Source organism: Streptomyces sp. x-19 (assembly GCF_046549115.1).
GTDB classification, from domain to species: domain Bacteria; phylum Actinomycetota; class Actinomycetes; order Streptomycetales; family Streptomycetaceae; genus Streptomyces; species Streptomyces albulus_C.
Window position 1 is genome coordinate 12966 of record NZ_JAJPWK010000034.1, and the last position, 13107, is coordinate 26072.

Annotated in this window: 13 protein-coding genes; 10 read left to right on the forward strand and 3 right to left on the reverse strand. The window is 74.9% G+C overall.

All coding sequences use genetic code 11. The annotated features are described in order from the left end of the window. Nucleotides 1-21: 21 nt before the first annotated feature. From ACLJT4_RS38450 to mug, 4 genes are all read left to right on the forward strand, one after another. Nucleotides 22-936, forward strand: a complete 915-nt coding sequence (locus ACLJT4_RS38450) for an SGNH/GDSL hydrolase family protein (protein ID WP_411129702.1) — start codon at nt 22-24, stop codon at nt 934-936. A 129-nt stretch (nt 937-1065) separates the two neighbouring features. Continuing rightward, entirely contained in the window at nt 1066-1221 is a 156-nt protein-coding gene (locus tag ACLJT4_RS38455) for a hypothetical protein (protein ID WP_020929281.1), read from the forward strand. A gap of 116 nt (nt 1222-1337) precedes the next feature. Then, nucleotides 1338-2771, forward strand: a complete 1434-nt coding sequence (gene purB, locus ACLJT4_RS38460; RefSeq protein ID WP_411129751.1) for an adenylosuccinate lyase — start codon at nt 1338-1340, stop codon at nt 2769-2771. A 12-nt stretch (nt 2772-2783) separates the two neighbouring features. After that, nucleotides 2784-3332 (forward strand): G/U mismatch-specific DNA glycosylase, encoded by a 549-nt coding sequence (gene mug, locus ACLJT4_RS38465; protein WP_411129703.1) that lies wholly within the window; start codon nt 2784-2786, stop codon nt 3330-3332. A gap of 64 nt (nt 3333-3396) precedes the next feature. Here mug and ACLJT4_RS38470 read toward each other — a convergent pair whose 3' ends face one another. Next, nucleotides 3397-3900: a hypothetical protein gene (locus ACLJT4_RS38470; protein ID WP_411129704.1), complete on the reverse strand. Its 504-nt coding sequence runs from the start codon at nt 3898-3900 to the stop codon at nt 3397-3399. A 135-nt stretch (nt 3901-4035) separates the two neighbouring features. Here ACLJT4_RS38470 and ACLJT4_RS38475 point away from each other — a divergent pair, with 135 nt between their 5' ends. After that, on the forward strand, nt 4036-5193 hold the full coding sequence (locus tag ACLJT4_RS38475) for an ROK family transcriptional regulator (protein ID WP_411129705.1): 1158 nt from the start codon (nt 4036-4038) through the stop codon (nt 5191-5193). 87 nt (nt 5194-5280) lie between these two features. Here ACLJT4_RS38475 and ACLJT4_RS38480 read toward each other — a convergent pair whose 3' ends face one another. Then, entirely contained in the window at nt 5281-6027 is a 747-nt protein-coding gene (locus tag ACLJT4_RS38480) for a GntR family transcriptional regulator (protein WP_411129706.1), read from the reverse strand. A gap of 212 nt (nt 6028-6239) precedes the next feature. On the opposite strand from ACLJT4_RS38480, the gene ACLJT4_RS38485 reads away from it, so the two are divergent. Continuing rightward, nucleotides 6240-6902 (forward strand): aspartate/glutamate racemase family protein, encoded by a 663-nt coding sequence (locus ACLJT4_RS38485; protein WP_411129707.1) that lies wholly within the window; start codon nt 6240-6242, stop codon nt 6900-6902. Between the two features lie 52 nt (nt 6903-6954). Here ACLJT4_RS38485 and ACLJT4_RS38490 read toward each other — a convergent pair whose 3' ends face one another. Then, nucleotides 6955-7377, reverse strand: a complete 423-nt coding sequence (locus ACLJT4_RS38490; RefSeq protein ID WP_411129708.1) for a VOC family protein — start codon at nt 7375-7377, stop codon at nt 6955-6957. Nucleotides 7378-7586: 209 nt separating this feature from the next. On the opposite strand from ACLJT4_RS38490, the gene ACLJT4_RS38495 reads away from it, so the two are divergent. The 4 genes from ACLJT4_RS38495 (at nt 7587) to ACLJT4_RS38510 (ending at nt 13090) form a co-directional block, all read left to right on the forward strand. Further along, nucleotides 7587-9176, forward strand: a complete 1590-nt coding sequence (locus tag ACLJT4_RS38495) for an alkaline phosphatase D family protein (RefSeq protein ID WP_411129709.1) — start codon at nt 7587-7589, stop codon at nt 9174-9176. An 83-nt stretch (nt 9177-9259) separates the two neighbouring features. After that, on the forward strand, nt 9260-10663 hold the full coding sequence (locus ACLJT4_RS38500) for a GNAT family N-acetyltransferase (RefSeq protein WP_411129710.1): 1404 nt from the start codon (nt 9260-9262) through the stop codon (nt 10661-10663). A 115-nt stretch (nt 10664-10778) separates the two neighbouring features. Beyond that, complete coding sequence (locus ACLJT4_RS38505; protein ID WP_233659017.1) at nt 10779-12473, forward strand: DUF885 domain-containing protein; 1695 nt, start codon at nt 10779-10781, stop codon at nt 12471-12473. Between the two features lie 170 nt (nt 12474-12643). Next, nucleotides 12644-13090 carry an Lrp/AsnC family transcriptional regulator gene (locus ACLJT4_RS38510; RefSeq protein WP_016577829.1) on the forward strand — a complete coding sequence of 149 codons (447 nt, stop codon included), beginning with the start codon at nt 12644-12646 and terminating at the stop codon, nt 13088-13090. Nucleotides 13091-13107: the final 17 nt, after the last annotated feature.

Here is a 13107-nt window from a genome sequence, read left to right on the forward strand (position 1 = left end):
GCGGGATAGGATCACCGCGCCATGGAGACGAATGTGCCATACACCAGTTTCGTCGCGGTCGGCGACAGCTTCACCGAAGGCATGTCGGACGGCCTTCCGGACGGCTCCTACCGGGGCTGGGCGGACCTGCTCGCCGCCCGACTGGCGACCCTCGGACCGCCGGCGGCCGGCGACGCCCCCACCGAGGGGGACCCGCCCGGCTTCCGGTACGCCAACCTCGCCGTGCGCGGCAAGCTCATCGACCAGATAGCCGACGAGCAGTGCGGCCCCGCCGCCTCGATGGGCGCCGACCTGGTCACGCTGGTCGGCGGGCTCAACGACGTGCTGCGCCCCTCGTGCGACGTGGAGCGGGTGTGCGCACGGCTCGCGGACTGCGCGGAGGTGCTGGCGCGCGGCGGCGGGCAACTGGTGCTGATGCGCAGCCCGGGCCGCCGCGGACCGGTGCTGGAGCGGTTCCGGCCGCGGATGGAGCAGCTCTTCGCGACCGTCGACGCGCTGGCGAACCGGCACGACGCCGTGGTCGTCGACCTCTACGCGTCGCAGGCGCTGGCCGACCCCCGGCTGTGGGCCGCGGACCGGCTGCACCTCAACGCCGAGGGGCACCGCCGGGTCGCCGAGGCGGTCTGGCAGGCACTGGGGCTGCCCACCGCCGCGGACTGGGACGCCCCGCTGCCGCCCGCCGTCCCGCCCCGCTGGGCCAGCCGGCGCACCGCCGACCTGCGGTTCGCCCGTGAGCACCTGGTGCCGTGGATCGGCCGCCGGCTCACCGGGCGCTCCTCGGGCGACGGGCGGAGCGGCGCCCAGTTCGACACCGACCTGGGCACGGCCTTCTGGATCACCCCCGCGGACCCCGCCGACCCCGGCCCGGTGACCTGCTGGCGCGCGGTGAGCGGCACGCGCCCCGTCCCGGGGCGGACGGAGCGTCGGACGCCCTAGGTGTTCTGTCCGGGCATGCGGCGGACGGCGGGTACTGGGGTCCGGCGGCTCGGGCACGGCCGGGCCGCCCGCCGGTCCCGGCGTTACGCTCGTTCTGTCGGCATACGTTCCGTTCGGACGGAGGCGGCCATGAGCCAGTACGACGAATACACGACTCCGTCGCAGGCCGAGGGCGAGCGGCTCGACGAGGACCGGGACCCGTCCGAGCCGCGCCACCCCGCGACGATGCGCACCCAGCCGTCCCAGGCGGAGGGCGAGCGCACGGCGGAGGACGACACGGACTGACGGCGCCGGCCCGGGGGCACGCACCCGCGCCCGGCCCGGGGGCTGTAGGAAAGCACAGCCGGGACCGGGGCGCTGGCCTGCGCAAACCGCCAGTAGACTCTCACCACGTGACTGCTGTGTCTGCGAAGCCTCGCATCCCCAATGTCCTGGCCGGCCGCTACGCCTCCGCGGAGCTGGCCGTGCTGTGGTCCCCCGAGTACAAGGTCAAGCTGGAGCGGAAGCTGTGGCTCGCGGTGCTGCGCGCCCAGAAGGACCTGGGGGTGGCCGTCCCCGAGCAGGCGCTGGACGACTACGAGCGGGTGCTGGACACCGTCGACCTGGCCTCGATCGCCGAGCGGGAGAAGGTCACCCGGCACGACGTGAAGGCCCGGATCGAGGAGTTCAACGCCCTGGCCGGGCACGAGCAGATCCACAAGGGCATGACCTCCCGCGACCTGACCGAGAACGTCGAGCAGCTCCAGGTCCGGCTGTCGCTGGAGCTGGTGCGCGACCGCGCGGTCGCCGTGCTGACGCGCCTGGGCGCGCTGGCCGCGCAGCACGCCGAGCTGGTCGTGGCCGGCCGCTCGCACAACGTCGCCGCGCAGGCCACCACGCTCGGCAAGCGCTTCGCGACCGCCGCCGACGAGCTGCTGGTCGCCTTCGCCCGGGTCGAGGAGCTGCTCTCCCGCTACCCGCTGCGCGGCATCAAGGGCCCCGTCGGCACCGCCCAGGACATGCTCGACCTGCTCGGCGGGGACGCCGGCAAGCTCGCCGAACTGGAGCAGCGGATCGCCGCCCACCTCGGTTTCGGGCAGGCGTTCACCTCCGTCGGCCAGGTCTACCCGCGCTCGCTGGACTACGAGGTCGTGACGTCGCTGGTGCAGCTGGCCGCCGCGCCCTCGTCGCTGGCGAAGACGATCCGGCTGATGGCCGGGCACGAGCTGGTCACCGAGGGCTTCAAGCCCGGTCAGGTCGGCTCGTCGGCGATGCCGCACAAGATGAACACCCGCTCCTGCGAGCGCGTCAACGGCCTGATGGTGATCCTGCGCGGCTATGCCTCGATGACCGGCGAGCTGGCCGGCGACCAGTGGAACGAGGGCGACGTGTCCTGCTCGGTGGTCCGCCGGGTGGCGCTGCCGGACGCCTTCTTCGCGCTGGACGGCCTGCTGGAGACCTTCCTGACGGTGCTCGACGAGTTCGGTGCCTTCCCCGCCGTGGTCGCCCGCGAGCTCGACCGCTACCTGCCGTTCCTCGCCACGACCAAGGTCCTGATGGGCGCGGTGCGCGCCGGGGTGGGCCGCGAGGAGGCCCACGAGGCGATCAAGGAGAACGCGGTCGCCTCGGCACTGGCCATGCGCGAGCAGGGCGCGGAGCGCAACGAGCTGCTGGACAAGCTGGCCGCGGACCACCGCATCCCGCTGGACAAGGACCAGCTCCAGGCCCTGATGGCGGACAAGCTGTCGTTCACCGGCGCGGCGGCCGACCAGGTCGCGGCGGTGGTCGCCCGGATCGGCGAGATCGCCGAGCAGCACCCCGAGGCCGCCGCCTACGCCCCCGGCGCGATCCTCTGAGCCGGGGCCGACGTGCGCTTCACCCCCGAGGAGTTGCAGGCCGCTCGTGACCGCGTCGTCCCGGACGTGGTCGCGAGCGGGCTGCGGGTGCTCTTCTGCGGGATCAACCCCGGGTTGATGACGGCCGCCACCGGACACCACTTCGCCCGGCCCGGCAACCGCTTCTGGCCCGTACTGCACGCCGCCGGCTTCACCCCCCGGCAGCTCCGCCCCGACGAGCAGGGCGAACTGCTCGACCACGGGCTGGGCATCACCAACGTCGTGGCCCGGCCGACCGCGCGGGCCGACGAGCTCAGCGCGGAGGAGTACCGCGAGGGCGGCCGGCTGCTGGCCGAGCGGGTCGCCCGGCTGCGGCCCCACTGGCTCGCGGTCGCCGGCGTCACGGCCTACCGCGTCGCCTTCGACGACAAGCACGCGGTGATCGGCCCGCAGGAACGCACCGTGGGCACCACCCGCATCTGGGCACTGCCCAACCCCAGTGGCCTGAACGCCCATTGGACGCTGGCCACCATGGCCGAGGAGTACGGCCGGCTGCGCACCGCGGCGTTCACCGAGTCCTGACGGACGGCGGGCGGTGCGCGTCGGCGCGCGCGGACCCGTCGGCGGGCGTCCATCGCCGCGCCGGCTAGCCGGCTCCGGGCGGCGGCCCCTGCGCCACGGCCGCCAGCACCTGGCACGGCTGCCCGGGCTCCAACGGCCCGGCCCCGACCGCGACCCAGCGGTCGCCCGCCGTCCACGCGTACACCCGCGGCACCAGCCCGCACAGCGTGTCCAGCGGCGGCGGGACGGGCAGCCCCCGCGCGGTGCGCTCCAGCGCGTCCGTCAGATCGTGGACGACCGGCCGGCCCCAGCGCAGGGACACCACCGCGACCAGCGCGGCGAGTTCGTCCACGCACCGCTCGCGGGCCGCCGCGGCGTCCGCCGGATCCGCGTCCCACAGCGGGCGGCCGGCCCACAGTCGTACGAGGTGGAAGCCCGGTCCGCTGGTACCGACCGCGGTGTGCTCGCGCTGCTCGGGGAAGGGGCGGGCGCATAAGGCGTCGAGCGTGGTGAGCGCGGCGGGCGGTCCGCCGGGCGGCTCGGGTCCGGGCCGTGCGACGGACGCGGCGCGGCGCGGTTCGTTCGTCATGCCGTCAGTAAACCGCCGGGGTCTGACAATTGGCCGGGCGCGCGGTCCGCACCGCCGCCGCGGGCCCGACGGGGCTCGCCGCACACCCACTGACCGGCTACGATCCGCCAGACAGGCGAGGCGAGGAGACGGACGTTGGGTCGGCTCACCGGCGGGGACCCCTCCCTGCTGCGACGGATCAACTCCGCGGTGGTGCTGCACGCGCTGCGCGCCGCGGACTCCCCCACGCTCACCGACCTCGTCCAGGTGACGGGCCTGTCCCGGCCGACCGTCGAGGGCGTGGTCGAGGGGCTCATCGAAACCGGCCTGGTGGCCGAGGTCCCCGCCGAGGAGGGCGAGGCCCGGCGCCAGGGACGGCCGGCCCGCAGGTTCCGCTTCCGCACCGAGGCCGGGCACCTGCTGGGCATCGAGATCGGGTCGCACCGGGTCGCGGTGCTCCTCGCCGACCTCGACGGACGGGTGCTGGACTCGGCGCACCGTGCCGTGTCGGAGACCGCACCGGCCGACGAACGGCTCGAACGGGTCCGGGCGGTGGTGGCCGACCTGCTGCGCCGGACCGGCGTGGCCCGCAGTTCGCTGCGGGCGGTGGGCGCGGCCGGTCCGGGCATCGTGGAGGCAGACGGCACCGTGCGGCTGAGCACCGCGCTGCCCGGCTGGACCGGACTGCCGCTGGGCGACCGGCTGCGGCGCTCGTTCCGCTGCCCGGTGCTGGTGGAGAACGACGCCAACGCCGCGGCGGTGGCGGAGCACTGGCAGGGCGCGGCGACCGGTTCCGGAGACGTGGTGTTCGTCCTGGCCGGGTTGAGCCCGGGGGCCGGGGCGTTGATCGGCGGACGGCTGCACCGTGGCTTCGGCGGTGCGGCCGGTGAGATCGGCGCCCTGCACCTGCTGGGGCGCGAGGCCACGCCGGAGGCGCTGCTGTCGACGACCGGGGAACCGCTGCACCCGCTGGACGAGGCGCAGGTGGCGGCGGTGTTCGCGGCCGCCCGGGACGGGGACGCCGAGGCGCGGGAGGCGATGGACCGCTTCATCCGACGGCTGGTGCACGACGTCGCCGCGCTGGTGCTGGCGCTCGATCCGGAGTTGGTGGTGATCGGCGGCTGGGCGTCCGGGCTGGCGGGCGTCCTCCCGCCGCTGCGCCGGGAGTTGGCGCGCTACTGCCTGCGCCCGCCGCAGGTGGTGCTGTCGCAGCTGGGCCCGGCCGCGATCGCCACCGGTGCGCTGCGGCTGGCCCTGGACCACGTGGAGGGCGAACTCTTCGCGGTGGACGGGACGGTGGCGGGGCGGCGGTGAACGGCCGGTCCGGCGTCGGACGGGCCGATGCGCGCGGGCCCGCACCGGGAGCGTTCCGGTGCGGGCCCGTCCGTGGGACTGCGGTCGTCAGCCGGCGAGCACCGGCTCCCCGGTGCGCTCCCCGAAGGTGAGCCGGCAGGTGTCGGCGCGGTACGTGGAGACCGCGACGGCCGCGGTCCGGCCCCGGGAGACGTAGCGGGTGGTGACGACGAGCACGGGCGAGCCGGGCAGGCGGTCCAGTTGCTTGGCGTCCTCGGCGCGGGCCGAGCCCAGTTCGACGGTGCGGTCCTGGCCGTCCAGGTCGAGGGTCTGGAGGGCGCGGAGCACGGCGCGGGCGTGCGCGTCCGGGGCGAGGACCGCCGCGTCGACGCAGTCGGGGACCGTGGCGGTCCGGACGTAGAGGAGTTCGGCGGCGACCGGCTGGCCGGCCGAGACGCGGCTGCGGCGCACCACGTGGACCGTCTCGCCGGGTGCGGACTCCAGCAGGCGGGCCACCGCGGCGGGCACCTCGTCGCTCTCGCTGGCGGCGACCGGCTGCCAGTCGTCGCCGGCGGCGCCGGGCCAGGTGTGGCGCGCGGGATCGACCGCGACGCCGAGCCGGGGCGGGGCGACGGTGGTGCCGACGCCGCGCCGGCGGTGCAGTCTGCCTTCGAGTTCGAGCTGTTCGAGCGCCTGGCGGAGCGTGGCGCGGGCGACGCCGAACCGGGCCGCCAGGTCCCGTTCGTTGGGCAGGATCTCGCCAACCGCGAACTCGGTGTCCAACGCGTCGCTGAGCACTGTCTTGAGATGCCAGTACTTGGGCTCCGGAGCCGTTTCGAGCTGCGTGGTCCCCACCCCCAAGGCCGCGGGCCCCGGTCGGGCCCGGTGATGTGCGGCCCGCGAGCGGGCCCTAATAATGAGCGCTTCTTTATTAAAGGTTGTTGCAGTATCCCGACGATATGACCGACCCCACCCTTGGTCAAGACCAATCCCGTACCGGTTTTCGGCCGCCACCGCGGCGCCACCCGACCGACGCCCGCCGCCGACCGGCCGTTAGTCTCCTGGGCATGCTCGGTCTGTTGCACACCTCGCCGGTCCACGTTCCCGTCTTCGACGCGCTGCGGGACGCCGATGCCCCCGGGCTGCCCCTGCGGCACCGGGTGCGGCCGGAACTCCTGGCCGCGGCCCGGGAATCGGGCCCGGACGGGGTCGCGGAGGAGGTCGCGGAGGCGGTCGGCGCGCTGGCGCGGGACGGGGCGCGGGCGGTGCTGTGCACCTGCTCGACGCTGGGCGACGTGGCCGAGGCGGCCGGGGCGGCGGCCGGCGTGCCGGTGCTGCGGGTGGACCGGCCGATGGCCGCCGAGGCCGTCGCCGCCGGTCCGCGCCTCGCGGTCCTCGCCACCGTGGAGAGCACCCTGGCGCCCACCACGGAGTTGATCGCCGACGAGGCCCGGCGGGCCGGGCGCCCGACCGAGGTCCGCACCGTGCTCGTGCCGGACGCCTGGGAGCGCTTTCAGAACGGCGACCGGGAGGGCAGTCTGGCGGCGGTCGTCGCCGCGGTGCGGCGGGAGCGGGCCGCCGGCGGGATCGACGCCCTCGTGCTGGCGCAGGCGTCGATGGCGCCCGCCGTGGAACGGCTCGTCGACGACGGACATCCGGGTGCGGGCGTGCCGGTGCTGGCGAGCCCGCGGAGCGGCCTGCGGGCGGCGGCCGTACTAGCGGGCCGGTGACTCCTGTGGTGAAGACTGACGCTACGTCACGCTTTCGGTGTGGAAGTGGTGTTCAGCGTGCGGCGAGCGCTTCGGCGTTGTTCCAGTCGCGGGTGGACAGGACCAGTCGGTAGCCGTCGGGGTCCTCGACGGTGACGCCCCAGGCGTCCCAGTAGGGGTTGCGGGCGGCGACGCGGGTGCCGCCGCAGCGTTCGAGGCGCGCGACGAGGTCCTCGGGGACCGGTCCGCCCACGTAGACGACGAGGAGGTCGTCCGGCGTGGGCGTCGGGTGGAGCGCGCCCGACGGGTCGTGGGTCAGTTCCAGGTGCCAGGCGGCGTCCGGCCACCCCAGCATCAGGAGGGAGTGTTCGCCCGCCTGCGAGGTGTGGCGGTGCAGTTCGCGCAGGCCCAGCCCGTCGCGCCAGAAGCGGCCGGCGGCGACCAGGTCGCGGGTCGGGCGGGCGAGGCGGAGGTGTGCGGAGCCGAGGGCCGGCATGGGCGTGGCCTTCCGTGGGGGCCGCCGACGGCGGCGCGTCATCGCACCGTAGGCGTCCGGGCCGGTTCCTGGCGATCGGTCATCGGTCCTGCGACTCTGGTCGCGGCCGCGGTCCGGCCGCCGCGTGTTCACCGGGAGTTCGCCCGGTCGGCATCGGGTGGCGATACCAACGGGACGTGACGAGATCGGACGCATCACGGAGGTGCGAGATGACGCAGGGTTCCGGCGGCGGCTTCGGGCGGCGGGCACTCCTGCAGGGCGCGGCGGCGGGGTCCGCGGCACTGGCGCTGCCCGCGACGGCCGGGCTCGCGCCGGCGGCGGCAGCGCCGGCGCTGGTGCACGGCGGACGGCCGCGCGCCGACTGGGGCGTGCAGGTCGGGGACGTGACCGCGTCGTCCGGCCTGGTGTGGGCGCGGTCCGACCGGCCGGCCCGGATGGTGGTGCAGACCGCGGCCACCGAGTCGTTCCGCAACGCCCGTACCTGGCACGGGCCGTTGCTCGGGCCGGGCACGGACTTCACCGGGGTGACCGCGCTGCACGGACTGCCGGCCGGGGAGCAGGTCCACTACCGGGTGCTGCTGGCCGACGCCGACCATCCGGAGCGCACCGGCGAACCGGTGGCCGGGACGTTCCGCACCGCGCCCGTCCGCCGTCGGACGGACGTCCGTTTCCTGTGGTCGGGGGACCTGGCCGGGCAGGGCTGGGGCATCAACCCCGAGCACGGCGGCTACCGCGTCTACGAGGACATGCGGCGCCGGAACCCGGACTTCTTCCTGTGCAGCGGCGACAACATCTACGCCGACAACCCGATCCCGGAGCGGGTCACGCTGCCGGACGGCCGGATCTGGCGGAACGTCACGACCGAGGAGAAGGCCAAGGTCGCCGAGACGCTGGCGGAGTTCCGCGGCGCGTTCCGCTACAACCTGCTGGACGAGAACCTGCGCCGGTTCAACGCCCAGGTGCCGACCATCACCCAGTGGGACGACCACGAGGTGCACAACAACTGGTACCCGGGCCAGTTGCTGGACGACGACCGGTACCGCGTCAAGGACGCCGACGTGCTCGCCGGGCGGGCGCTGCGCGCGTTCAGCGAGTACTTCCCGATCCGCACGCTCCGCCCGGACGCCGGCGGCCGGGTGTACCGCGTCCTGCGGCACGGTCCGCTGCTGGACGTCTTCGTGCTGGACATGCGCCGCTACCGCAACGCCAACTCCCCCGACCGGCAGACCGACGACCCGCAGGGCATCCTGGGCGCCGATCAACTGCGCTGGCTCAAGCGGGAGTTGTCGCGTTCGCGTGCGGTGTGGAAGGTGATCGCCTCGGACCTGCCGCTGGGGCTCGTCGTCACGGACGGCCCGGCGAACTTCGAGGCGGTGGCGCAGGGCGACCCGGGCGCGCCCCTGGGGCGGGAACTACAGATCGCGGAGTTGCTGCGGCACGTCAAGCACCAGCGGATCACCGGCACGCTCTGGCTGACCGCGGACGTGCACTACACCTCGGCGCAGCACTACGCGCCCGAGCGGGCGGCGTTCAAGGACTTCGCACCGTTTTGGGAGTTCGTGTCCGGGCCGCTGAACGCGGGCGGTTTCCCGGCGGTGAAGTTGGACGGAACCTTCGGGCCGGAGCAGCCGTTCGTCAAGGCACCGGACCGTGCGAACGTCTCCCCGGCGGAGAGCCCGCAGTACTTCGGCGAGGTCGACATCGACGGGGGAAGCGGGGAGCTGACGGTGCGGCTGCGCCAGGAGGGCGGAGAGGTCTTGTTTACGAAAACGCTACAACCGGGACGGGTAGGACAGTAGAGGCCAATGCGTCGATTGTGTCTTTTACCCGTGCGACACAAGGTGTTGGCGACCAGGCAACACCGGTCGGCGAGGCTGGCCGCATGACTGAAGCCACCTCCGCCCGTTCGGCCCGGCACCACTCCTGGCGCCGGGACGTCGTCGAGCTCGCCGCCCTGTTCACCGCCGTGGCGGTGGCCGACGCCGCGGCCAACACCGTCGCCCACGGCCCGTCGGGGCCCGTGCTGCTGTGCGCCGCCGCGGTCGCGCTGCTGGCCACCACGGGCTTCCACGTCTGGTGGGCGCGTCGGCACGGACACGCGCCACCACCGACGGACACCCCGGCTCCCGACGCCGCCGCGCCACCCGCCGCCACGCCCCCCGGGGCGGGGGCCCGCCAGAGCGCGCTGTGGCGGATGCGGACCACGGTCCGGGACGAGCCGGGCAGCCTCGCCGCGCTGTGCACGGCACTGTCCGCCCTGGGGGTCGACATCCTCAGCCTCCAGACCCACCCGCTGTCCGAGGGGACCGTCGACGAGTTCCTGCTGCGCGCGCCGGCCGGCCTGGCGCCCGCCGAGCTGACCCGCGCGGTCGCCGGCGCGGGCGGCGCGCACGGCTGGCTGGAGCGGGCCGACGCCCACGACCTGGTCGACGCGCCGACCCGGATGCTGGGCCTGGCCACCCGCACCGCCCTCGACTCCGCCGAACTCCCGCTCGCACTGCGGCAGTTGCTGGGGCGCTGCACCATCCACTCGGTGCCCGCACGGTCACTGACCGGCCAGCCGCTGGCCGACGAGGTGCCCGCCGAGGGCGTGCTGGAGGAGCACACCATGACGTTCCGGGACCCGTCCGGGGGCTCGCTCACCATCGAAAGGCCGCACTTGCCGTTCACCCCCACCGAGTTCGCCCGGGTGCGCGCACTGGTCGAGCTGGACACCCGGCTCGGCCAACGCGTCCCACCGCGGCGCGAGGTGCTCACGCTGCCCGAGGGCAACGCGATCACCGTCCGCCGCGCCGGCACCGACGACCTGGCCGCCGCCCGCGCGATGCACGAGCGCTGCTCGGAGCGGACGTTGGCGCAGCGCTACCACGGCCCGGTCGGGGACGCCGACCGCTACCTCGGGCACCTGCTCAGCCCGCGCTTCGGCCGCACCCTGGCGGTGGAGACCGCCTCCGGGCGGCTGGTGGCCCTGGGCCACCTGCTGTGGGACGGCGACGAGACCGAGGTGGCACTGCTGGTCGAGGACGCCTGGCAGCAGCGCGGCATCGGCGCGGAGCTGCTGCGGCGACTGGTCGCGATGGCCGCCGAGACCGGCTGCGAGAGCGTCTACGCCATCACCCAGGCGTCCAACACCGGCATGGTGACGGCGATGCGCGGCCTGGGGCTGCCGCTCGACTACCAGATCGAGGAGGGCACCCTGGTGATCACGGCGCGCCCGTCGGGCGTGCCGGCCCACCGCGAGGACCGCACGGCGCTCCGCCTCCGGGACGGCTCCCGACACGGCTGAGAGCCCGCCCCGCCCGGCGCCGGCCCGGGCAGCGGCGCCCCGAGAGCGGACGCGACAGGAACGTCCGTCGGAATGATGGTGACGCGGCGGCCCCATCCGTACGAGGATGGCCCGCATGTCCAACACCACTACTCCCGCGGGCGGTCCGCTGCCCCGCCAGGTCGCCGACGCCTACGTCGACGCCCTCGTCGAACTGGACCCGATCACCGGCACCTTCCTCGGCGTCGCCGAGAGCTCCGGCAAGCTCCCCGACCTCTCCCCCACAGGCCAGGAAGCGGTGGCGCAGCTCGCCCGCACGACCCTGGAGCAGCTGACCGAGGCCGAGGCCCGGCCGGGCGCGGACAGCCCCGCCGAGCAGGTCTGCGCCCGGCTGCTGCGCGAACGGCTGACCGCGGAGCTCGCGGTGCACGAGGCCGGCGAGGGCCTGCGCGCGGTGAGCAACATCGGCTCGCCGCTGCACGCCGTCCGGGAAGCCTTCACCCTCACCCCGGCCGACACCGAGGACGACTGGTCCGCCCTCGCCCAGCGGCTGCGCGCCGTACCGGGCGCGCTGACCGGCTACCGCGCCGCCCTCCAGGCCGGCCTGGACCGGCAGCTCCCCGGCGGCCCGCTCCAGGTCGCCACCGTCATCGGGCAGCTGGGCGAGTGGATCGGCACCGACCGCAGCTGGTTCGCCGACTTCACCGCCCCCGGACCGGCGTCGCTGCGCGCCGAGTTGGACGAGGCGGCCGCCGTCGCCACCGGCGCCCTGGGGGAGCTGCGCGACTGGCTCCGGGACGTCTACGCACCGGCGGTCGAGGGCGCACCGGACGTGGTGGGCCGCGAGCGGTACGCCCGGCTCGCGCGCTACTACAACGGTGCCGACCTCGACCCGGAGGAGGCGTACGCGTACGGCTGGTCCGAGTTCCACCGGCTGCTGGCCGAGATGGAGGCCGAGGCCGAGAAGGTGCTGCCCGGTGCCAAGACGCCGTGGGAGGCGCTGGCCTGGTGCGACGAGCACGGCGAGGCCGTCGAGGGCGTCGAGGAGACCCGGCAGTGGCTCCAGTCGCTGATGGACGAGGCCATCGACACCCTGGACGGCACCCACTTCGACCTCGCCGAGCGGATCCGCCGGGTGGAGTCCAAGATCGCCCCTCCGGGCAGCGCCGCGGCGCCGTACTACACCCAGCCGTCGCTGGACTTCGCCCGGCCCGGCCGGACCTGGCTGCCCACGATGGGCGCGACCCGCTTCCCGGCGTACGACCTGGTGTCCACCTGGTACCACGAGGGAGTGCCCGGTCATCACCTCCAGCTGGCGCAGTGGGTGCACGTCGCCGACCGGCTCTCGCGCTACCAGACGACCGTGGGCATGGTCAGCGCCAACGTCGAGGGCTGGGCGCTGTACGCCGAGCGCCTCATGGACGAGCTGGGCTTCCTGTCCAGCGCGGAGCGGCGGCTGGGCTACCTGGACGCCCAGATGATGCGGGCGGTCCGCGTCATCATCGACATCGGCATGCACCTGGAGCTGGAGATCCCGGCCGACTCCCCGTTCCACCCGGGCGAGCGCTGGACGCCGCAGCTGGCGCACGCGTTCTTCGCGCAGCACAGCAGCCGCCCGGCCGACTTCGTCGAGAGCGAGATCATCCGCTACCAGGGCATCCCCGGCCAGGCGATCGGCTACAAGCTGGGCGAGCGCGTCTGGTTGCAGGGCCGGGACGCGGCCCGGGCCCGGCACGGTGCGGACTTCGACCTGAAGGCGTGGCACATGGCGGCGCTGTCCCAGGGCTCGCTCGGCCTCGACGACCTGCTGACGGAGCTCTCGGCGCTCTGACGGCGACGTCCCGGGCCCGCCCCGCCCCGGCGGCGGACCCGGGACGCCGCGGTCGGCCCGCGCCGCCGGCCGCGGGGGCCGGTCCCGGCGGCCGCCCCGGCGCTCGGCCGGCACAAGCCCGAACCCCCGGGCCCTTGCTCCGCCGGCGTTCCCCCTGCTAGACAGCGGGGATGACCGGATACTCCCCCGATGACGCCGACCGGCGCATCCTCGACGTCCTCCAGCACGACGGGCGGGTGGGCAACGCCGAGCTGGCGCGGTCGGTGAACCTGTCGCCGAGCACGGTGGCCGCGCGGGTGCGGCGCCTGGAGGAGTCCGGAGTGATCTCCGGGTACGCGGCGGTGATCGACCCGGAGCGGGTCGGGCTGCCGGTGCTGGCGTTCGTCCGGCTGCGGCAGGCCGGCGGGACCGGCCAGCCGTTCCGGGACCTGCTCGCGGACACCCCGGAGATCCTGGAGGCGCACCACGTCACGGGCGAGAACGCCCTCTTCCTCAAGGTCGCGGCCCGGTCGATGAAGCACCTGGAGGAGGTGTCGGGCCGGATCGGCGCCCTGGGCGAGGTCGCCACCAGCGTGGTGTACTCCTCCCCGCTCCCCCGGCGCCCGGTCAGCACCTGACGCCGTTCGACGGGCCG

Coding starts and splice junctions, on each gene's coding strand:
- ACLJT4_RS38450 (WP_411129702.1), top strand. CDS start 22: ATGGAGACGAATGTGCCATACACCAGTTTCGTCGCGGTCGGCGACAGC.
- ACLJT4_RS38455 (WP_020929281.1), top strand. CDS start 1,066: ATGAGCCAGTACGACGAATACACGACTCCGTCGCAGGCCGAGGGCGAG.
- ACLJT4_RS38470 (WP_411129704.1), bottom strand. CDS start 3,900: ATGACGAACGAACCGCGCCGCGCCGCGTCCGTCGCACGGCCCGGACCC.
- ACLJT4_RS38485 (WP_411129707.1), top strand. CDS start 6,240: ATGCTCGGTCTGTTGCACACCTCGCCGGTCCACGTTCCCGTCTTCGAC.
- ACLJT4_RS38490 (WP_411129708.1), bottom strand. CDS start 7,377: ATGCCGGCCCTCGGCTCCGCACACCTCCGCCTCGCCCGCCCGACCCGC.
- ACLJT4_RS38495 (WP_411129709.1), top strand. CDS start 7,587: ATGACGCAGGGTTCCGGCGGCGGCTTCGGGCGGCGGGCACTCCTGCAG.
- ACLJT4_RS38500 (WP_411129710.1), top strand. CDS start 9,260: ATGACTGAAGCCACCTCCGCCCGTTCGGCCCGGCACCACTCCTGGCGC.
- ACLJT4_RS38505 (WP_233659017.1), top strand. CDS start 10,779: ATGTCCAACACCACTACTCCCGCGGGCGGTCCGCTGCCCCGCCAGGTC.
- ACLJT4_RS38510 (WP_016577829.1), top strand. CDS start 12,644: ATGACCGGATACTCCCCCGATGACGCCGACCGGCGCATCCTCGACGTC.